This is a genomic window from Parasegetibacter sp. NRK P23 (assembly GCF_023721715.1).
In the GTDB taxonomy this organism is placed as follows: domain Bacteria; phylum Bacteroidota; class Bacteroidia; order Chitinophagales; family Chitinophagaceae; genus Parasegetibacter.
In genome coordinates, this window is record NZ_JAMDLG010000001.1 from 3646070 (window position 1) to 3663635 (window position 17566).

General features: G+C 48.6%; 21 protein-coding genes. 11 read left to right on the top strand and 10 right to left on the bottom strand.

Annotation, left to right across the window (positions count from 1 at the left end; translation table 11 throughout):
* Positions 1-55: 55 nt before the first annotated feature.
* On the bottom strand, positions 56-313 hold the full coding sequence (locus tag M4J38_RS14750) for a YtxH domain-containing protein (protein WP_251760446.1): 258 nt from the start codon (positions 311-313) through the stop codon (positions 56-58).
* Positions 314-568: 255 nt separating this feature from the next.
* Between M4J38_RS14750 and M4J38_RS14755 the strand changes: the two genes are divergently transcribed.
* The 4 genes from M4J38_RS14755 (at position 569) to mtgA (ending at position 2926) form a co-directional block, all read left to right on the top strand.
* Positions 569-910: a response regulator gene (locus M4J38_RS14755; RefSeq protein ID WP_251760447.1), complete on the top strand. Its 342-nt coding sequence runs from the start codon at positions 569-571 to the stop codon at positions 908-910.
* Between the two features lie 8 nt (positions 911-918).
* Positions 919-1554: a LysE family translocator gene (locus tag M4J38_RS14760; RefSeq protein ID WP_251760449.1), complete on the top strand. Its 636-nt coding sequence runs from the start codon at positions 919-921 to the stop codon at positions 1552-1554.
* 34 nt (positions 1555-1588) lie between these two features.
* On the top strand, positions 1589-2146 hold the full coding sequence (locus M4J38_RS14765; protein ID WP_251760451.1) for a hypothetical protein: 558 nt from the start codon (positions 1589-1591) through the stop codon (positions 2144-2146).
* 69 nt (positions 2147-2215) lie between these two features.
* Positions 2216-2926 carry a monofunctional biosynthetic peptidoglycan transglycosylase gene (gene mtgA, locus M4J38_RS14770; RefSeq protein ID WP_251760452.1) on the top strand — a complete coding sequence of 237 codons (711 nt, stop codon included), beginning with the start codon at positions 2216-2218 and terminating at the stop codon, positions 2924-2926.
* A gap of 1 nt (position 2927) precedes the next feature.
* Here the strand turns inward: mtgA and M4J38_RS14775 are convergent, their stop codons facing one another.
* The 5 genes from M4J38_RS14775 to M4J38_RS14795 form a co-directional block, all read right to left on the bottom strand.
* Positions 2928-4610 carry a glycosyltransferase family 39 protein gene (locus M4J38_RS14775; protein WP_251760454.1) on the bottom strand — a complete coding sequence of 561 codons (1683 nt, stop codon included), beginning with the start codon at positions 4608-4610 and terminating at the stop codon, positions 2928-2930.
* Between the two features lie 33 nt (positions 4611-4643).
* A complete protein-coding gene (locus tag M4J38_RS14780; protein WP_251760455.1) occupies positions 4644-5165 on the bottom strand; it encodes an AAA family ATPase in 522 nt (173 codons plus the stop codon).
* Between the two features lie 16 nt (positions 5166-5181).
* A complete protein-coding gene (pnuC, locus tag M4J38_RS14785; RefSeq protein ID WP_251760457.1) occupies positions 5182-5838 on the bottom strand; it encodes a nicotinamide riboside transporter PnuC in 657 nt (218 codons plus the stop codon).
* Positions 5838-6434 carry a NifU family protein gene (locus M4J38_RS14790; RefSeq protein ID WP_251760458.1) on the bottom strand — a complete coding sequence of 199 codons (597 nt, stop codon included), beginning with the start codon at positions 6432-6434 and terminating at the stop codon, positions 5838-5840. Before M4J38_RS14790 ends, pnuC begins: the two co-directional genes overlap by 1 nt.
* A gap of 97 nt (positions 6435-6531) precedes the next feature.
* Complete coding sequence (locus M4J38_RS14795; RefSeq protein ID WP_251760460.1) at positions 6532-6924, bottom strand: MerC domain-containing protein; 393 nt, start codon at positions 6922-6924, stop codon at positions 6532-6534.
* A 97-nt stretch (positions 6925-7021) separates the two neighbouring features.
* On the opposite strand from M4J38_RS14795, the gene M4J38_RS14800 reads away from it, so the two are divergent.
* Positions 7022-7669 carry an SCO family protein gene (locus M4J38_RS14800; protein WP_251760461.1) on the top strand — a complete coding sequence of 216 codons (648 nt, stop codon included), beginning with the start codon at positions 7022-7024 and terminating at the stop codon, positions 7667-7669.
* A gap of 10 nt (positions 7670-7679) precedes the next feature.
* Positions 7680-8096: a Fur family transcriptional regulator gene (locus M4J38_RS14805; protein WP_251760462.1), complete on the top strand. Its 417-nt coding sequence runs from the start codon at positions 7680-7682 to the stop codon at positions 8094-8096.
* Positions 8097-8441: 345 nt separating this feature from the next.
* Here M4J38_RS14805 and M4J38_RS14810 read toward each other — a convergent pair whose 3' ends face one another.
* Positions 8442-10169, bottom strand: a complete 1728-nt coding sequence (locus M4J38_RS14810; RefSeq protein ID WP_251760464.1) for a M3 family oligoendopeptidase — start codon at positions 10167-10169, stop codon at positions 8442-8444.
* 72 nt (positions 10170-10241) lie between these two features.
* A complete protein-coding gene (locus M4J38_RS14815; RefSeq protein ID WP_251760465.1) occupies positions 10242-10811 on the bottom strand; it encodes a DUF5606 domain-containing protein in 570 nt (189 codons plus the stop codon).
* A gap of 234 nt (positions 10812-11045) precedes the next feature.
* On the opposite strand from M4J38_RS14815, the gene M4J38_RS14820 reads away from it, so the two are divergent.
* The 4 genes from M4J38_RS14820 to M4J38_RS14835 all read left to right on the top strand — a co-directional run bounded on the left by M4J38_RS14820 (position 11046) and on the right by M4J38_RS14835 (position 13040).
* Entirely contained in the window at positions 11046-11627 is a 582-nt protein-coding gene (locus M4J38_RS14820) for an RNA polymerase sigma factor (protein WP_251760466.1), read from the top strand.
* Between the two features lie 29 nt (positions 11628-11656).
* A complete protein-coding gene (locus M4J38_RS14825) occupies positions 11657-11992 on the top strand; it encodes a hypothetical protein (protein WP_251760468.1) in 336 nt (111 codons plus the stop codon).
* A 3-nt stretch (positions 11993-11995) separates the two neighbouring features.
* Positions 11996-12547, top strand: coding sequence for a Spy/CpxP family protein refolding chaperone (locus tag M4J38_RS14830; protein WP_251760470.1), 552 nt, complete (start codon positions 11996-11998; stop codon positions 12545-12547).
* A gap of 79 nt (positions 12548-12626) precedes the next feature.
* Positions 12627-13040 carry a hypothetical protein gene (locus tag M4J38_RS14835; RefSeq protein WP_251760472.1) on the top strand — a complete coding sequence of 138 codons (414 nt, stop codon included), beginning with the start codon at positions 12627-12629 and terminating at the stop codon, positions 13038-13040.
* Between the two features lie 58 nt (positions 13041-13098).
* On the opposite strand, the gene M4J38_RS14840 is transcribed toward M4J38_RS14835, so the two are convergent.
* A complete protein-coding gene (locus tag M4J38_RS14840; protein WP_251760474.1) occupies positions 13099-13701 on the bottom strand; it encodes a hypothetical protein in 603 nt (200 codons plus the stop codon).
* Positions 13702-13850: 149 nt separating this feature from the next.
* Between M4J38_RS14840 and M4J38_RS14845 the strand changes: the two genes are divergently transcribed.
* Positions 13851-14027 carry a hypothetical protein gene (locus M4J38_RS14845; protein WP_251760476.1) on the top strand — a complete coding sequence of 59 codons (177 nt, stop codon included), beginning with the start codon at positions 13851-13853 and terminating at the stop codon, positions 14025-14027.
* 117 nt (positions 14028-14144) lie between these two features.
* Here M4J38_RS14845 and M4J38_RS14850 read toward each other — a convergent pair whose 3' ends face one another.
* The gene (locus M4J38_RS14850; protein WP_251760477.1) at positions 14145-17192 is read right to left on the bottom strand and encodes an outer membrane beta-barrel protein; all 3048 of its coding nucleotides are present in this window, start codon (positions 17190-17192) and stop codon (positions 14145-14147) included.
* Positions 17193-17566 lie beyond the last annotated feature (374 nt).

Genomic DNA, 17566 nt, shown 5'->3' on the forward strand with positions numbered 1-17566 from the left:
CTGCGTACCGGAGGCCCTTCCCGGTAAGCAGGATCATACATTCTGGCGGGTAAAACTACGAGAGTGCAGCTTTTACTTTGCCTGCTCTGTTTTGTGCTTCATGGATAGCGTCTTCCGCTTCATCAGCCAGGTTCTGCGCCTGAGATTGTGCTTTTCCCGCGAACTGTCTGATGCGGCCCGCCCAATCATCGGCTGTATGTTTGATCTTTTTCCTGGTCTCTGAACCTTTATCCGGAGCCATCAATAAACCGATCACTGTTCCAGCCAGCGCTGCGCCGGCAATACCCAACAAGATTTTGGTTTGATTTTTCATAACGTCACGTTTTAAAAGGTGATAGAATAGTTATTGCTTTGAAAAAACCGTACCAGATTGCCGGACACTAAAAAACTCAAAACGGCGTTTGTAGCTTTTGTGGAAGAATGCCCCCTAAAATATGGCCTCAGTACCATATAAGTCAGGCACGATTATCACAGTCATACACATGCTTACTTCAGCCACTACCACCCATACCTGGCGCCGATTATTGTTGCGCCATCGTTTTATTTGCTAACTTAGAGTTCAGTTATCATGAGCAATAAAAAAGTTTTGATCATAGACGATGAGGAAGACTTTTGCCTGCTGTTGCAAGGGTACCTGAAAAGGAAAGCGTTCGATGTAACGGTATCGAACACCCTAAAAGAAGGCATACGGAAGTTTGGGGAGATCTGCCCCGATGTGTTGTTCCTCGACAATAATCTCCCGGACGGGCTTGGTTGGGAGCAACTGCCCCGTTTTGCCACCCAGCATCCCAACACACAGTTTTACCTCGTAAGCGCCTATCATCCTACCCTACCCCCGGTTCAGGAAAACACGGTGGTGAAAGTATTTGAAAAGCCTATTTCATTCCGTGATCTGGACCAGTTTCTTTAATTTACGGCATGTTTGAAGCATTGGTTAAAGGACTTGCCCTTGGTTCGGTGCTGGCCATATCTGTTGGTCCGGTCATCTTTACCATACTCAAACAAAGCATCAACAACGGGAAAGAAGGCGGGCTGAGTTTCGTGGGTGGCGTATGGTTGAGTGATGTTTTGCTGATCGTACTCTGCAACGCGTTCTCGGAAATGGTGCAACATCTCCTGTATTATCAGCAGGCCATAGGTTATACGGGCAGTATTTTCCTCGTGGGTATGGGCGTTTTTTACGCGTTCTTCAAAAAAATAAAACTCCGGAGCGATCCGGCTACCTTAAAAGCTTTCAACAAATCTGATTTCGCGAAGATATTCAGCAGTGGCTTTCTCCTTAATACACTTAATCCCGGGGTATTCCTGTTTTGGCTCACCAGCGCCACCACTTTATCCGTGAGCCATTCCGTCCAGGAAAGGATGCTCATTTTCGCGGCCTGTATGGGCCTGAATATGGGTGCGGATATACTCAAAGTTTTTCTCGCTGGAAAAATCAGGCACCGTCTCAACCTCGCTACCATTTCGCTCATCAATAAAATATCGGGAAGCCTGCTCATCATTTTCGGACTGCTATTATTCTGGGGAACTTATTACGCATTAACAAAAAATTAGCGCAAAAACATGGAGCGCGCCTTAACTTAGGTTTATGAAACCGGCATTGCTCTTTATCCTTTGCATACTCCCCTCTTTTTTATTCGCACAGCAGTCTGATATGGTGGTGCTGAAGAAAAAGAACAACAGGACCGTTGAAACTTTTTTCGCCGGGAAACAGGTGCAGTTCGTTTATGCCGATGGACAGTGGATGAAGGGGGTTATCCGTTACATCGCGCGGGATTCCGTTTTTCTCAATTTCTTCGATATCCGCCCCATGCCCACCGGTTATGGCACTTTTTCCATTGATACCATCGCCGTGCTGCCATTTGCCCTCCATTACCGGGACATGGTTGCCTTCCCGCGCCGCAAAGATTCCTGGCGCTTCATTAAAAACGGAACACTTTTTAAAATAGGCGGTGCGGGCTATATTCTTCTGAACGTAATCAACGGAGAATACCTCAACGAGCCCATTACCGATAGCCGGAACCTGCGCAGTTTAGGCATTGCGGCCGGCGTTTTCGGCGCGGGATTCCTGATGGGCCGTTTACACAAACCCCTGCTGGAAGTGGGCAAAAAATACAAACTGCACTACGTTTCCCTTACCCGGTAATTTTCATTTCTCTTTCAATTCCATCCGCGGAATATTATCTTGCAGCCTGTTGCGCACAAAAAAGACCGGATGAAATTAAAGGGCATTGTTCCACGTACCTGGAGGCTGATCAAAAAGATATTCATCTTCCTTTTCTTCTTTCAGCTATTCTATATACTCCTGCTTAGATGGGTGGATCCCCCTTTTACCATCACACAAATGGGCAGCATGGTACATGGTTGGTTCAACGGCTACGGATTTAAAAGAGATTATGTGGATATGGAAGCCATTTCATTTCATGCCCGCCTGGCGGTGATTGCCTCGGAGGACCAGCTTTTCGTGGACCACGGCGGCTTCGACTGGAAAAGCATTGAAAAGGCGATGGAATACAATAAAAAGAAGCCGAACCGGACCCGCGGCGCCAGCACCATCAGCCAGCAGGTAGCCAAGAATGTGTTCTTATGGCAGGGCAGAAGCTGGCTCAGGAAAGGACTGGAAGTGTATTTCACGAAAATGATCGAATGGATCTGGGGCAAACGCCGCATTCTTGAAGTGTACCTTAATGTAATTGAGATGGGTAAAGGTGTTTACGGTATTGAAGCGGCGGCGCAGGCTTATTTCTCCAAACCCGCATCCGCTTTAACGGCCCGGGAAGCCGCCATGATCGCGGCCTGCCTCCCCAACCCGGTAAAGTTCACGGTGAAACCGGCTTCCGCCCGGGTAAAATCGCGCACGCCCTTCATACTCCGGCAGATGAATAACCTCAAGAACGATACCGATATTTTAAAAGTGATCCAGTAAATTACTCTTCCACTACCTCCACCGTAAGGCTGTTCAGCGTATAAGTATCAGGAATGGAAGTAGGTAAGCCGTAACGAACTCTTTTCTTGAAGGGGAATTTCCCCGGGATTTTTGCGGACAATTTCACCGATTCCGTAGCGCCTTTCTGACGGTCGGGCACAAATGAGAGCAGGGAGAAGAAAAAAGGATCGCCTTCGTCCATTCCGGCGATGGCCGCTCTCCGGTCCGCTATCCGGCAACGTGCGAACTCGTTCAGGCCGGCAGTAAAAGTTCCTTCCTGTGCAACACTATCGCCACGCAATAATACTTTCGCAGGCAACTCGAACCAATCGCCCATGCGGCTGCTGAAGCAGGAATCACTATAGGAGGTCATATTTCCGCGTGGCGTTACGATCACCGGGCCGTGAAGGGTGTCGTTTTTTATCTTATGGTTCACCACGAGTACATTTCTGCCCTGGAACTGTTGTTCTATCGGCCAGAAATTATAATTGTTTCTGCGGGCATAAATTGAATTCAACGACAGTGCCGTATCGCCGGAATAGAACCAATGTTTGGCCGCGTTCTGATAAGAACTCACAAACACCACTGGTCTTCCTTTCGCCTCCGCCTTAATGGCAGCTGCACGTTCCCTGTTTTTATGGAACTCGTCTTTTTTCAACCAGGGTAGCGGGTTCACATCCATCAGCATATACACCCTTACTACCAGTACCAGCATGATGGTGGCGAAAGCGCTGATGCGGAGGAAGGGCCACCATTTCCTTTCCCGGGAAAGATAAGTATGCCCCAGCACGATCAGGGGGATGAAGATGGGCACTGTCCAGTTTGCCTCTACCCTTCCTTTTATGGTACTGATGGCGAAAAAGCCGAGGATGCCGAAAAGCGTCCAACGCAGCGCTTTCTCCAATGGCGTTTCCGACTTGTGTTTCCAGGCGCCCCACAACAGGAGCCAGCCGATGATCGGCCCCATGAAAGCCAACTGCCCCACCACATATTCAATGGTGAAGCCGGCCTGGTAACGAACGGCGTTCCGTTCAAATAGATGGTATTGCACAGAAGGAAATCCATGCTGGTATTGCCATACCAGGTGCGGGATGAAAAGGATGGAAGCAATAATAACGGCCAGCCAGCTCTGGTAATACTTCAGCAACTTCAGGTTGGAAAGCAGGGTAAAAAACACCACCAGCACTCCATGGTACTTCGAATACAGCATGGCCGCCATCACCGCGCCCAGGAGGAAGGTATTGGTGAAGGATTTATGTTCCAGGAAGCGTTTGTACACATAAAAAAAGCAGGCGATAAAAAACACCAACGGGAGATCAGGCACCGCAAGCATTCCGCCGATCTGCAATACCGCAAGCCCACCCGCGATCCAGTAAAATACGGTGTTGTTCTTTTCCCGGAGCATCGAATGGATAATCATCAGGGTAAGGGTGTTCAGCACCAGGATAAAGAACCTTGCGCCCAATTCGCCGGGGAAAAGTAAAGTACCCAGTTTGATGAGCAGGGCCGTCATGGGCGGGTGGTCGAAATAACCCCAGTCCAGGAACCTGGAATACACCCAGTAATACGCTTCATCGTCCAGCAGCCCCGTTCCGGTGGCCTGGATCAGTCCAATGATAAACCATGCGATAAAAAATATTCGGGGAGAGACAGACACTGGCCTCGCGGGCGCGGATGCTTGCATAGTGAAGGGTATTGTGCCGCAAAGATAACCGGATTATTGCAGCAACCGCTGAACGGCATCCAGGGCCTTTTGAAATCTTTCTTCGTAGGACCCGGAAATTTCGGTCCAGGGAACCGGCTGGTTCACCATAATGTCCTTATAAATATGGAAAAGTTGCTCCCTGCTTTCGAGATCGGGGTATTCCCGGAGTTCGTCGGCCACCCAGGGCAGGTCGGGTGCACAAAGCAGGTAGAGATCGTATTTCCGTTCCACGATGCGGTCCAGAATCCATTGGTGGCATTGCTGGTAAACGAATTCACACCACACCTGCATCACGTGCATATCTGTATCTATGAAAAGCAGTTTCCCGTTGGATTGCGCCGTAACCGCCTCTTCGAGGCTCAGTTGTCCTTTGGCGATGGTGAGCAGTTCATCGTACGAGTAATCGGTTCCGTGCACCATCAGGTAACCACGCGCGTATTCTCTTACCCAGTTTTCCCGGTAATGTTGTGCGAGTTGCCTGCACAAGGTGCTTTTCCCAGTTGATTCAGGACCAATTACAACCACTTTATACATGCGCCGTAGTGTACTTCTAATTCGCCATCAGGCCATCCTTCAGACCCCTGCTCCGTTGTGCCCTGAACTTCTTTTGCCATTCCACCAATCCGCTCACGGCCATCAGCAACAGTATAAAATAAAAAACGCTGGTAAATACATATCCTTTCACGTAGTAGAGCGGAACGGAGGCGATGTTGGTAATGATCCACCAGATCCAGCTTTCCACTTTTTTCTTCGCCATCAGCCACATCCCGGTGAAAGCGGAGGCGGAAGCGAAAGCGTCTGGTCCGGGCAGGGCGCCGGAGGCAAATCCTTCTTTCAAACGCAACAGTGAAAAATAGATCGCGATATATAGTGCCAGGAAAAATGTAAGGTGCATCATCCACTCCCGGGTGTCCGACCGGGTAATGTGCAATACATATTGCTGCTCCCTGTCTTTCCGGGCCCACAGTACCCAGCCATACACACTCATGATGGTATAAAAAACATTAACGGCCACCTCGCCAAGGAGATGCCCGTTAAAACTTATATACACGTAAATGATGGTACTCACCAGTCCGGTGGGATACACCAGGATATTTTCCTGGCGGGAGAACCAAACGCTTACGATACCTGCTATTACCGCTATTGCTTCCAGCCAGCCTGTTTCCAGTAAACCGGTCCAGAATTGCCGGAAGAACTCTGTTGCCATTATTCCGCTTCGGCCACTACTTCTTTCACTTCAGGGATCATCCTTTTCATCATGCCCTCAATCCCCGCTTTCAGCGTGATCATGGAGGAAGGGCATCCGCTGCAGGAGCCTTGCATGATGAGGTTCACCACCCCTTCGTTGTAATTTTTGAACTGAATGGCGCCGCCGTCCATTTCAACCGCGGGTTTCACGTAGTTTTCGAGCAGTTCCTTGATTCTTTTCACCACATCGTCATCATCAGCGGCCACTTCATTGGTGCTTTCCGGCTTGATGTTGGCAAGTTCCTCTTCGTTCACCACCGCTTTTCCTTCCTCCAGGTATTCCTTCAGGAACTGGCGGATGGTAGGGATCACATCGTTCCAGTCTGTATCCACTGTTTTCGTGAGCGTCACAAAGTTACTGGCGATGAAAACACTTTTTATGAAGGGGAAGCTGAACAATTCTGTTGCCAGGGGAGAAGGTTTCGCACTCGCCTCGTCCGGGAAATCGACGCTTTTACCTGGATACAGGAGTTTGTTGGCCACAAACTTCATTGTTTCCGGGTTGGGTGTCATTTCGGTATAGATGCTGATCACCGGGTTTCCTGTCTTAATCATATTTCTGAATTTACTGTACAAAAGTAACAAAAAAAATCCCGTTGGGTTGCAACGGGAACAAAGGGCATTTCCGAAAAGCGGAATATTTTAAGCTTTACTAGTGGTTACAGTCTGAAGTATGGCAATGGCCTGCTTTCTGGCACTTCCGGTAATTGAGGATGTGCGCCGTAATGATACCGATCACCGCCAGCAATAGCAGCGGAATTTCGAAATGATGCCATACCTGCTTGGCTACCAGGCAACTGAATCCCAAAACGAAAACCAGCAGCGGAAGTAATGTGTGGTGGTGTTTCAGGTAACCGTGGATCAGGGAATAAGCGCCGATACAGAAAGCCAGTATGATCATCAGCACTTCAAAAGAAGTACTGGTAAGCAGTTCAATGCCCAATACCGGCAGGCTCGTTAAAAAAAGCGGCAGCAGCGCACAATGGATGGCGCAGGCAAGCGAGGTGGCAATTCCAAGGGCGTCCCAGTTCACTTTAAATCCCATAATTTCCAGATAAGAGTGCAAAAATAACAATCGTGCAACGAAGTTGCAAATAATTTTTTAACCGCATTGGCCGTACCTTTGTGGCACAATTGGAAGTATGGGCAAAAAACTGATGATCTATCTGGGGATTTTCGTGGTACTGGTAGGGGGCTTTTTCTTCTTTATTTATGGAGATAATGATCTTTGGAAGACCAAACTCCCCGTATTGAATTACACGAAGGAGTTCTCGTTCACCGACCAGTATGGCAAGCGGATCACCGACCAGGACGTAAAAGGAAAAGTGTATGTGGCGGAATATTTCTTTACCACCTGCCCCGGCATCTGCCCCAGAATGAACAATAACCTGAAAGGGGTGTATGAAAAGTATAAAAATAAAGACGGCTTCGCGATCCTTTCCCATACAGTGGACCCGGAGAAAGACACCGTTGGCAGGATGAAACATTACGCGGATTCCCTCGGTGTAAACACGCCCAACTGGCTGTTTTTAACAGGCCCCAAAGACAGTCTGTACAACGTGGCCCGCGCCAGTTATTTACTGGACGACCCCGCGAATGCGCAGCAGGCAATAGACGAGCAGTTCATCCACACGCAGTTTTTTGCGCTGGTCGACAAAGGCGGAAGGGTCCGCGGCATTTACGACGGACTCAAAACAGAAGAGATCGCCAAACTGGAAAAAGATATTTCCGATCTGCTGAAGGAGAATACACCCCAACGCACATCGGTACAAACAATGATGAACCAATAAAGCTATGATTATGGAAACCCAGGTGCAGCAGCTACTCAAGCAAAACCAGCTTAGCGTTACAGGAAGCCGGGTGAAAATACTGGAGCTCTTTCTTCAGAACAACGGCGCCCTCGCCCATGGTGATATTGAAAAGAAAACCGGGGAAAAATTCGACCGCGTTACCATCTACCGCACCCTGCAAACCTTTATGGAGAAAGGGATCATTCACCTGATTCCCACCACCGATAACAACGTGCGTTACGCGCTTTGTAAAGACAATTGCTCCGAAGGGCACCACCACGATAACCACGTGCATTTCGTTTGCGATGAATGCGGCACCACGATTTGCCTGGAAGAAGTTACCGTTCCCGAAGTTAAACTTCCCAAAGGATTTAAACCGCACCAGGCGGAAATGGTGGTGAACGGCGTTTGCAAAGACTGTAAGTAAAAAATAAAGCCCCCATGTAGAAACATGGGGACTTCTTGGTTAAGGCTCTGATTAGTAGCTATTTCAATTCCGAGCGAAGCGAAGGAATCTCCCTGAGACCAGGAAACCCATCTCGTGATGCAACCTCAGCGAAGCAACTGCCCCAGAGCAAAGCAGCCTCAGCGAATTGAATTCAATAAAGAAGTCTAACCTCATCGAATTCCCTCTCACACACCAGCTTCTGTCTAACTAAGGATCAGCAATTCCGCCAATTCTTCAACCCGGAACTATATTTATTTTTATCCAACAAAGATAATCTTAACGTTCATATTACAATGCCCGGTCATATACCACTTTGGTGGTATTTTAGGCGAGAATTTTACGGTATTCGGCTTCCACGAACTGCATAAGAGCGGCTATATACTCCGGAGAAAGGTCGAAACGAATCCCCGCGGCCTCATACAACTCTCCCAATGTGCGGGTGCCACCTAAACTGAGTGCGGTAATATAGTTATCAAGTGCGGCTTCAGGTTTTTCATGGAACTGCTTCCACATGCCGATGGCGCCCAGTTGCGCGATACCGTATTCAATATAATAGAATGGCACTTCGTAGAGGTGCAGTTGCCTTTGCCAGCTGTACTTCCGGTATTCTTCCAGGCCGGAAACATCTATTACACCCGTTGAAAATTCATTCAGAATGGAAAGCCATGCTTCTGAACGTTCTTCGGTGGTGTGTTGCGGATGTTCATATACCCAGTGCTGGAACTTGTCGATGGTGGCGATCCAGGGGAAAACGGTGATCACCCTTTCGAGTTGCTTTTCACGTGCGCGTTTGAGGTCGGCAGGGTTTTCAAAAAAGTCCTCCCAGTTCTTCATACTGAACAGTTCCATGCTCATGCTCGCGAGTTCAGCCACCTCCATGGGGTATTCTTTGAACGCGGACAATTTCAGATCGTGTGCCAGGAAAGAATGGATGGCGTGACCACCTTCATGCACCATCGTGGTAACATCGTGCATCTGGCCCGCGGCATTCATGAAAATGAACGGTGCGCCAGATTCCGCAAGCGGACAATTGTAGCCACCGGGCGCTTTCCCTTTGCGGCTTTCCAGGTCAAGATGTCCCATCTCTTTCATTTTGTTCAGGCAATCACCAAAGAACGGCCGCAGTTTAGAGAAGCAGGAGATCGACTTGTTCACCAGTTCTTCGCCGGTTTCAAAAGGATGCAGCGGTAATGTACCCGCGGGTTCCGCTTCTGAATCCCAGGGGCGGAGCGGGTCGAGCTGCAACTTTTCTTTTTTGCGTTTATAGATTTCAGTTACCAGCGGCATCACATATTTTTTCACCGCTTCGTGGAACTGGAAACAATCTTCTTTGGTATAATCGAAACGTCCCAGTTCCTGGAACTTATAGTCGCGGTAATTGGAGAAGCCGGCGTTCAGGGCCACCTGGTGGCGTTTTTCAATCAGTTTGGAGTACAGGTCGTTCAATGCGTCCTTATCTTGCAGGCGGCGTTCATTGATCTTGCGGTACACTTCTTCGCGGAGGTTGCGGTCTTCGTTTTCCAGGAACTTCGCCGCCTGCTGGAGGGTGAACTCTTTGCCATTCACTTCCACGGTCATTTTGCCGGCAATCTGGCCGTATTGCTGTTGCATCACACTCAGTTCGCTCTGCAGGGGAATATTTTCTTCCCTGAAAAGTTCTATCGATTTCCTTACGCTGCGCAGGTAAACGAAATATTCTTTCCCTTCCAGTTCGACCGCGAAAGGTGATTCCACGAGTTTGCGGTTCAGCTTATCGGCATAAGGCTGAATACGGGGTTGAATTTCAGTGCAATAAAAAGTAAAGGCATCTTCAAACGCCTTATTCTCGGTGTCGCGCGTCATGCGGATCTGCCGCCAGCAAACATCTTCGCTGAGCACTGCTTCCAGTTCACTGAGGTTGGCGAGCCATTTTTCAAGCGTTTCCTTACTGTCTAGCGGGCGCTCCAGCAATTCTTTGAACCAGGGCTCCAGCGCTTCCCAGTTGGTGATGGCAAAATCTTCGGGTAAATACTGTCTTTTAAGCTTTTGTATAGCTGCGGTATAGGTCTTCATAACTTCAATTTAAAGAAAAAACCGGCTGGAAAAATCCCAAGGCCGGTTTTGAAAAAATTTATGTTTTCCTTTTTACTCTTCTGTTTTCTTTTTGCGGGGCGCTTTCTTTTTGGGTGCTTCCGCTTCGGCCTCAGCAGTGGCGGGCTCTTCAGCTTTTTTCTTTTTAGGCGCTTTTTTCTCCGCTTTCGGTGCTTCTACTTCGGGAGCAGCGGCCACTTCCGCTTCTTCTTCTTCCGGCGCACCGGCATCTTCGGCGGCCTGGCTCAGTTTGAATGCCACTTCATTGTTTTTCAGCACTTCAAACCATTTCACCATCTTCTTCATATCGCTGGTGTACACCCTTTCCTGGTCCAGTTCAGGGAATATTTCCTGGAAATAAGCTTTCAGCGCCTTGGCATCCTTCACATCGGGCAGCGCCTTCGTGTTTTTCTCCATGGCCTGGAATACTTCCACCAGGTTTACGTTATCGCTAACGGTATATACTTCAATACTTTCAAGGTGCGAGAAATTGTGTACGCGGGAGGCCACGAAACGGGTGGTCTTGTCATCGAGAGAACGAACAATGGCGCCATCGTTTTTGCTGCTCACCAGCTCAAATAATCCACTCAATCCTGTAACGGCGATAATTTTTCCGTATTCCATACTGATATTTTTTTCAAGGAGTGCAAATATACGGGTTTAGGTACGAGATAAGTTCCTGCCGGGAAGATTTTGGCGGAAGGGGCCCGGCAGAAGAGGTGATTGATGGGTGACGACGGGTGAAAATAATCTGAAAATTTCCAAATGAAAATTGCGATATTGTCGTCTATATCAGGCAAATCAGCATGAAGGATAGAGCGGGCTCCCCTGGTTGGCCGCTGCGCAAAAAACGATATTTTGAACGAAAGGATACTCATTGAACAGCTCAGGCAGGGAAACCAGGCGGCATTCAAACAGTTGGTGGAAGCCTGGCAGAACATGGTGTACAACACCGCGCTGGGCATTCTGCAGCATCCGGAAGACGCGGAAGACGTGGCGCAGGAGGTTTTCGTTCAGGCTTATCAGTCGATCCACGGCTTTAAGGGCGATGCCAAATTATCGACCTGGCTGTACAGGATCACCTTATCCAAAGCGATGGACCATATCAGGCGGAAGAAAAGGAAAAAAAGATTCGCTTTTGTCCGCAGCCTTTTCGGCGAACACGGAGAACTGGTGGAGGATCCCCCGGAATTTCACCACCCCGGCGTATCGCTCGACCAGAAGGAAATGGCCGCGGTTCTTTTTAAAGCAATAGAGAAACTTCCTGAAAGCCAGCGCATTGCATTCAGTTTGCACAAAGTGGAAGGACTGAGTTACCAGGAAGTGAGTGAAGTAATGGAAAATACGGTGCCGGCAGTGGAGTCGCTGATGCACCGGGCCAAAATGAACCTCCGGAAATGGCTGGGTGATTATTATAAAAACCTAGACAGCGAAGGTTAATTGATCAAAGAACGTCTAAATTTATCATGATGAACCTTGAAAATGACATCACCAAAAAAGTTGACGCCACGCTCGAAAGCCTGAACGGCCTCCAGAGAGCGGAAGCGCCGGCCTTTTTGTTTACGAGGGTGCAGGCCGCGCTGCGCGCGGAAGACACCTTCTCACCCTGGGAACGTATCCTCCAATTTATCGGCAAACCTTCGGTCGCCTTCGGCGCACTCCTGCTGATCCTGGCACTCAACGGATCTATCCTTGCCTGGAAAGAATCCCTGATGGGGAACAATTCCACCACCCAGACCCGTGAAGAATTCGCCGATGAATACAATCTCGCGGTGAATACTTTTTATGATTACGAAAACAAGTAAGGAATGATCAGTGCTAAAAGGTACAAATGGCTCGTGTTTATTATCAGCGTATTATTGGTGGCCAACGTGGTGCTGCTGTATATGCTGGTAAGTGAAGAAAAGAAACCGGGTGAGCCTAAAAAAACAGAGAAACCACAGGAAAAACACCCCTACGGCAGAACCGGTGAAATGCTGGAAAAAGAAGTAGGGTTCTCCAAAGAACAACTGGAGCGTTACACAAAACTCAGAGAGGCACACTGGAACACCATGCGCCCCCTGTTTGAAAAAATGCGCAGCTCCAAAGATTCCTTTTATCAACTGTTACGGGTACCCGAACTGGGCGACTCAGCCCTCAAGGGCGCAGCAGCAGCTATCGGGAACGCCCAACAGGCTATCGACCTGCAGACCTTTAAACACTTCAATGAAGTAAAAGCATTGTGCCTGCCTGAACAGCGCGAAAAGTTCGACGCTTTCATTGAAGATGTGATCAAAAAAATGACCATGACCAGGGGCCGTGTAAACAACAACAAGGCCGCTGAAGATTCTTTAAAAAATTCACCCCAGAAAATGAAATAACTACGAAGGTTTTTCAAGATCCCGGCTTCTAATATTCAGTACTACTTAATTATCTATAATTCTTAAATCAACTACTGAAATGAAAGCCAGAATCTTGTTCCTCGCAGTACTTTTCTTCGCCACAACTTTCGCATTGCACGCGCAACCTCCCGGAGGCGGACGTGGCATGATGCGCACACCCGAAGAAAGAGTAAAGACCCTTTTTGAAAAAGCAGGTCCTGAACTGAAACTTGAAAAAGAAACACAAGCCAAAGTAGAAGCAGCTTACCTCGATTTCTACAAAGGACAGCAGAAGATATTTGAAGCCGCAAGAAATGGCGGTGAAAGGCCCGACCGCTCCGTGTTTGAAAAAATGACTACAGAGCGCGATGAGAAAGTAAAGAAACTCATCACGGAAGAGCAATTCAAAAAACTGAAAGAAATCGAAGAAGCACAGCGCCCTCAACGCGGCGGTGGTGGTAACGGCGGTGGCAACCGCAGCAGCCAGCAATAACTTATTTTGGTTTTGGTGCTTAGCGAAAGCCCCGCATTTTGCGGGGCTTAGCTTTTAGTTACATATCGTCATCGTCGTCCTCCAGCATGATTTCCGTATCCGACCCTTTGTCGTACATCTTGATACATACGTCCCATTCGGGGAAGACGAACTCCATGGTGACCACGATCTTCAGTTTCTCCACCACATCATCCGAAGGCATCAGCGCATACAATGTTTCACTGAAGCCTTTTTCTTCCGAAGGCTGGCTATAGGTGCCATCCATAATATACGGGCGGTGCTTCCCCATATTGATGATACCTCTTTTCAATTCATTGCAAATGGCTTTGTACTTTGCGGAAGCGGCTTTGAAATCTTCCGACCGGAACATCAGCGCCTCAAAACTCACCACGTTACCATTTGGGGTATTGAACTTCGAGAAATGCGCGGTGATGGCCCCTGTTGGCGGTGTGGTACATTCGAACTCCGTGAACTCAGGATTGGATACCGTTTCAGCGCCCATTACATTACGGAATGCATTAGGATAATCCTTAAGAATATGTTCCACTGATGATTTAAGTGTTGGACCGGCCACATGACTAACGGTGCGCAACATACTTTGAGCTTGTGCTGTAAGGGTACCTCCGAGGGCAAGGCCCAGCATGAGTAAAGTTGTTTTCATTGGAAGGGGATTTGGCACAAGTTATTACATTCACAAGTTCTTCACAATGCCCGACCCCTTAATTTTTAAAAAAGAGGGCGTTGGGCAATAATTCATGAACTGTTCCGTTTTAACCTGTTACTGACCCCTCATCCATAAAACCAATATCAATGAAAAAGAACCAGGTGCAGTATGCACACGACGAAGCGCGCATGTATCGCCGTTATTATCGCCCCAACACCAATCCCGTTTATTTACTGAAATCGTTGCTCTGTGTTTTCCTTAGCGGAGAAGCCCCCTATGGCAGGCCATCGTATATAGAAAGAAAGAAGCAACTGTTGAAATAGTTATTGCGTCTGACCAATAACGCAGCACAAACCTCTGAAACCACAGTGTGCTGAAAACCCCGCAGTGATGCGGGGTTTTTCTTTGGGCATAATAGGTGTTTTTATTGCTTGCGAGACTTACTGCTGCGAACTCCGCTGCATCTGTCTTTCCATAAACCTCGGCACACCACGTGGCGCACCGGCTGGCCCACCACGTTGTTGTTGCTGCCCACCGCCAAACTTGTTCAGGCTATACAGGAAGCTCAGCGTGAAATAACGTTGCAGCACCATGGTGCGGGTATCGGTGATGGAGTTGTAATTCACATTTCTGCTGATGCTCTGGTTCTGGTTCAGGATATCATTCACGGAAAGCTTTAGTTCACCCTGCTTTTTCTTGAAGAGCAATTTGGATACGCTGGCGTTCCAGAGCGGGATGTTCTGGTTAAATCCCGCGGCCCGTCCGCTGTTGATGATGAAATCGAAATCGGTGCTGATCAGGAAATTGGCAGGCAGGTACCCGGTGATGTCCGTTGAGTAGGTTTGAGAAACGTATTTCTGGTTGGTTTGTGTGGCGGAAAGTTGTTGACCGGTATAACGCACATCGTTGTACGATACTGTTCCGTTCAGACTAACATCAATCACATCGGTAAAGTTCAGGTTGATGCCAGCGGTTTGGCTCACGGTCCAGGTATTGGTCTGACTTTCCATTTCGCCGGTGGTTTTCGGGTTTTCAAACACGTTCACGTCGCGTGAAAAACGGACTGAGTTGTTGAAGTTCAGGTTGCTGCCCTGCATTTTCCCTTTTAAAGGAATACCGAGGGTAAGGAAACTGGATGTGTTGAATACGCCATCTACGTTAACGGGGATGATGTATTGAATGGCATCCGGATTCACAGGTGTGCTCGGCGTAACATTGGAGGGCAGGGAGCTGAATATTTTATTGCTGATTTTGTTCAGGGTATTCGAGTAGTTCAGCCTTGCGGAGAAGAACCGGAATGTGGTGGCGTTGAAAGTGTTGTAGTTCAGGGAGAAGTCGTTGGTGAATTCCTGGTCGAGGAGCGGGTTACCACTTCTCAGTTGTCCCTGGGAGATATTGCTTTCATCCAGCACGTCCTGCAGTTGAGAGATGGAGGGCTGATTGGTACGTCCGCGGTAGTTGATCCGGAGCGATTTGGACCGGGCGAAATTGTAGTTGAAGTTGGCCGTAGGGAAGAAGTTCACAAACTTCTGACTCGTGGTCGTATCCTTTCCTGTGAGTGCGCGCAAGCTTTTGCTGGAGAGGTCGGACCATTGAACGCCACCGCCGAGCTGGTAGTCGTATTTAGTTTGCTTTACCCGGAAATTCAGTCCGCCGCGATGGGTAATGTAGCTGTTCTCAAAATAGTTGGTCTGTACTTTGTTCACCAGGTCGTATTCGCCGGTGCTGCTGTTGAAATCATAAGCCTTTCTGTCGGAGGTGCTTTGGTTGTTGGTATAAGCGTAGTTCAGTTCCAGCAACTTGTTCAGGCCGATGGGCTCAGTATAGGAAGTGGTCCAGGTATTGTTGTTGGATTTGGTCACCTGCGAATTGTAAATATTCTGGATACCATATTCTGCCACAGAGCCGTCGGAGCCGTAGTAAGTAAGCGGTGAATAGTAAGTGCCTTCCCCGTCGCTGTTGTTGATAGCCGTTTGCCAGCCCAGGGTAAGCGTTCTACCTACTTTTCCGAAGCGGTGCCTGAAGAGTAATTCGTTGTTAAAGTTGACGCCATCCCTTTGGTTCGTGCTTCTTGCGGAAGCTTCCTGGGAAAGAAATTTATTGCCGGGGATATCGGAATACGTGTAGCTGGTATCGAATGAATTGGTTTCAGAACGCTGCAATGTAAGTCTGGGCGTGATCAGCAATGAGTTCATCGAGTCGATGAAGTATTCCATTCTGAAGTTAAACCGGTGGTTCTGGTTCAGATTGATCCTGTTGGAATTGAAGGTTCGGTTTGAAGTAGAATCTGGTCTTTGCGTGATAAGTATCTGCTCTATTCCTTCACTTGCCGCGTTTGTTTTGCTGTCGGAGAAGAAATAGCTTCCGTTCACGTCCAGTTTGGGGCTCCATTTATCGCGGTAGTTCAAGCCGATATTAGTTGCGCGGGTAATACCATTGGAATTGTTTCCGCCGCCGAAGCCGCCACCACCAAAGTTCATCACGCGCATGCCGCCACCACCTCCACCTCCACCACCACCACCACGGCCACCGCCGAAGTTTCCGCCGCCGCCAAAGCCACCGAAACCACCACCGCCCATGCCGCCGCTGCTTCCGAATCCGCCCATATTGCTCACGATATCACTGAAGGAGAAAGTCTGTTTGTTGATGTTGTTCGACCCCGCCACCAGGGATATCTGCTGATCGCCGTTGAATTTGTTCAGGCTCAGACTTGTTTCGTACCTGTCGTCCGTGCCATATCCGGCGAGCGCCCTGCCGAAGTAACCTTTCCGGCGGTTGTCTTTCAAGCGTATGTTGATGGTTTTCTGGCGGTTACCGTCATCGATCCGGGTAAACTTGGCCTGATCGCTCATATCATCAAAAACCTGTATCGATTCGATCATTTCAGCGGTCAGGTTTTTCGTGGCCAGTTTGGGGTCGTTGCCGAAGAATTCCTTTCCATCCACGAGGATACGGTTCACCGATTCGCCCTGGGATTGAACGTTTCCTTCTTTGTCTACCTGCACACCGGGAAGTTTCTTCAATAAATCTTCCGCCGTGGCATTGGGTTTGGTCTTGAACATATCCGCTTTGTACTGGATGGTATCGCCTTTTACCCGGATCGGCACATTATCGGTCACCACCACTTCATCCAGCACATCGGCACTTCTTTCCAGGATCACGGAGCCGAGGTCTATCACCGCTTTATCAGAAGCAAAGGTCAGTTTCTTCACAAAATCCTTGTACCCTGAATAGGAGATTGTTACATCATATTCACCCCAAACCAGGCCTTTCACTTCGAAACCGCCCTTGTTGTCGGAAACGGCGAAAGCCGGGATGGCATTGGAATCTTTGGCATTTTGGACGTTGATGGTAGCGCCTATCAGCGGCTGTTTGGACGAGGTGTCTGAAACAATCCCTTTCAGCGAGCCGGTAGTTTGCGCTGCCGCAAACCGGGCGCCCAAAAGGAACAATGTGGATAAAACGAAGATGTGTAGTGCTTTGGCCATGTTGATTTTGTTACAAATGAATGTAGGATAAGACCGTGTTTTCCTGATTGATTTTCGACTAATGGGTGTTTTCCGGATAGCAACGGCGGTTTCCGGAAGTTTTAGACGATGGTTGTCGTAGATACTTGCGGGTGAATTTTTCGGGGAGGTGGGACAAGGATTTCACGCAAAGAGCGCTAAGAAGCAAGGACGCAAGGCATTAGTGGGTTGGTGAGGGGTTCTTTGTTGGGGAGAATAGCATGTGGTTTTTTATTTGTCGTGGCGACGCAATGGGTTGCTGAGCATGCGGCGCTGTTGAGTAATTGGTGAAAGAAGAGCCTGATTATTGATAGAGGCTTCAATAAAAGAAAGGAGACACTCTACCATGAAGCGTC

What these genes read in the sequence shown, in the direction of transcription:
- M4J38_RS14750 (WP_251760446.1), bottom strand. Translation starts at nt 313, where the DNA reads ATGAAAAATCAAACCAAAATCTTGTTGGGTATTGCCGGCGCAGCGCTG.
- M4J38_RS14755 (WP_251760447.1), top strand. Translation starts at nt 569, where the DNA reads ATGAGCAATAAAAAAGTTTTGATCATAGACGATGAGGAAGACTTTTGC.
- M4J38_RS14760 (WP_251760449.1), top strand. Translation starts at nt 919, where the DNA reads ATGTTTGAAGCATTGGTTAAAGGACTTGCCCTTGGTTCGGTGCTGGCC.
- M4J38_RS14765 (WP_251760451.1), top strand. Translation starts at nt 1,589, where the DNA reads ATGAAACCGGCATTGCTCTTTATCCTTTGCATACTCCCCTCTTTTTTA.
- mtgA (WP_251760452.1), top strand. Translation starts at nt 2,216, where the DNA reads ATGAAATTAAAGGGCATTGTTCCACGTACCTGGAGGCTGATCAAAAAG.
- M4J38_RS14775 (WP_251760454.1), bottom strand. Translation starts at nt 4,610, where the DNA reads ATGCAAGCATCCGCGCCCGCGAGGCCAGTGTCTGTCTCTCCCCGAATA.
- M4J38_RS14780 (WP_251760455.1), bottom strand. Translation starts at nt 5,165, where the DNA reads ATGTATAAAGTGGTTGTAATTGGTCCTGAATCAACTGGGAAAAGCACC.
- pnuC (WP_251760457.1), bottom strand. Translation starts at nt 5,838, where the DNA reads ATGGCAACAGAGTTCTTCCGGCAATTCTGGACCGGTTTACTGGAAACA.
- M4J38_RS14790 (WP_251760458.1), bottom strand. Translation starts at nt 6,434, where the DNA reads ATGATTAAGACAGGAAACCCGGTGATCAGCATCTATACCGAAATGACA.
- M4J38_RS14795 (WP_251760460.1), bottom strand. Translation starts at nt 6,924, where the DNA reads ATGGGATTTAAAGTGAACTGGGACGCCCTTGGAATTGCCACCTCGCTT.
- M4J38_RS14800 (WP_251760461.1), top strand. Translation starts at nt 7,022, where the DNA reads ATGGGCAAAAAACTGATGATCTATCTGGGGATTTTCGTGGTACTGGTA.
- M4J38_RS14805 (WP_251760462.1), top strand. Translation starts at nt 7,680, where the DNA reads ATGGAAACCCAGGTGCAGCAGCTACTCAAGCAAAACCAGCTTAGCGTT.
- M4J38_RS14810 (WP_251760464.1), bottom strand. Translation starts at nt 10,169, where the DNA reads ATGAAGACCTATACCGCAGCTATACAAAAGCTTAAAAGACAGTATTTA.
- M4J38_RS14815 (WP_251760465.1), bottom strand. Translation starts at nt 10,811, where the DNA reads ATGGAATACGGAAAAATTATCGCCGTTACAGGATTGAGTGGATTATTT.
- M4J38_RS14825 (WP_251760468.1), top strand. Translation starts at nt 11,657, where the DNA reads ATGAACCTTGAAAATGACATCACCAAAAAAGTTGACGCCACGCTCGAA.
- M4J38_RS14830 (WP_251760470.1), top strand. Translation starts at nt 11,996, where the DNA reads ATGATCAGTGCTAAAAGGTACAAATGGCTCGTGTTTATTATCAGCGTA.
- M4J38_RS14835 (WP_251760472.1), top strand. Translation starts at nt 12,627, where the DNA reads ATGAAAGCCAGAATCTTGTTCCTCGCAGTACTTTTCTTCGCCACAACT.
- M4J38_RS14840 (WP_251760474.1), bottom strand. Translation starts at nt 13,701, where the DNA reads ATGAAAACAACTTTACTCATGCTGGGCCTTGCCCTCGGAGGTACCCTT.
- M4J38_RS14845 (WP_251760476.1), top strand. Translation starts at nt 13,851, where the DNA reads ATGAAAAAGAACCAGGTGCAGTATGCACACGACGAAGCGCGCATGTAT.
- M4J38_RS14850 (WP_251760477.1), bottom strand. Translation starts at nt 17,192, where the DNA reads ATGGCCAAAGCACTACACATCTTCGTTTTATCCACATTGTTCCTTTTG.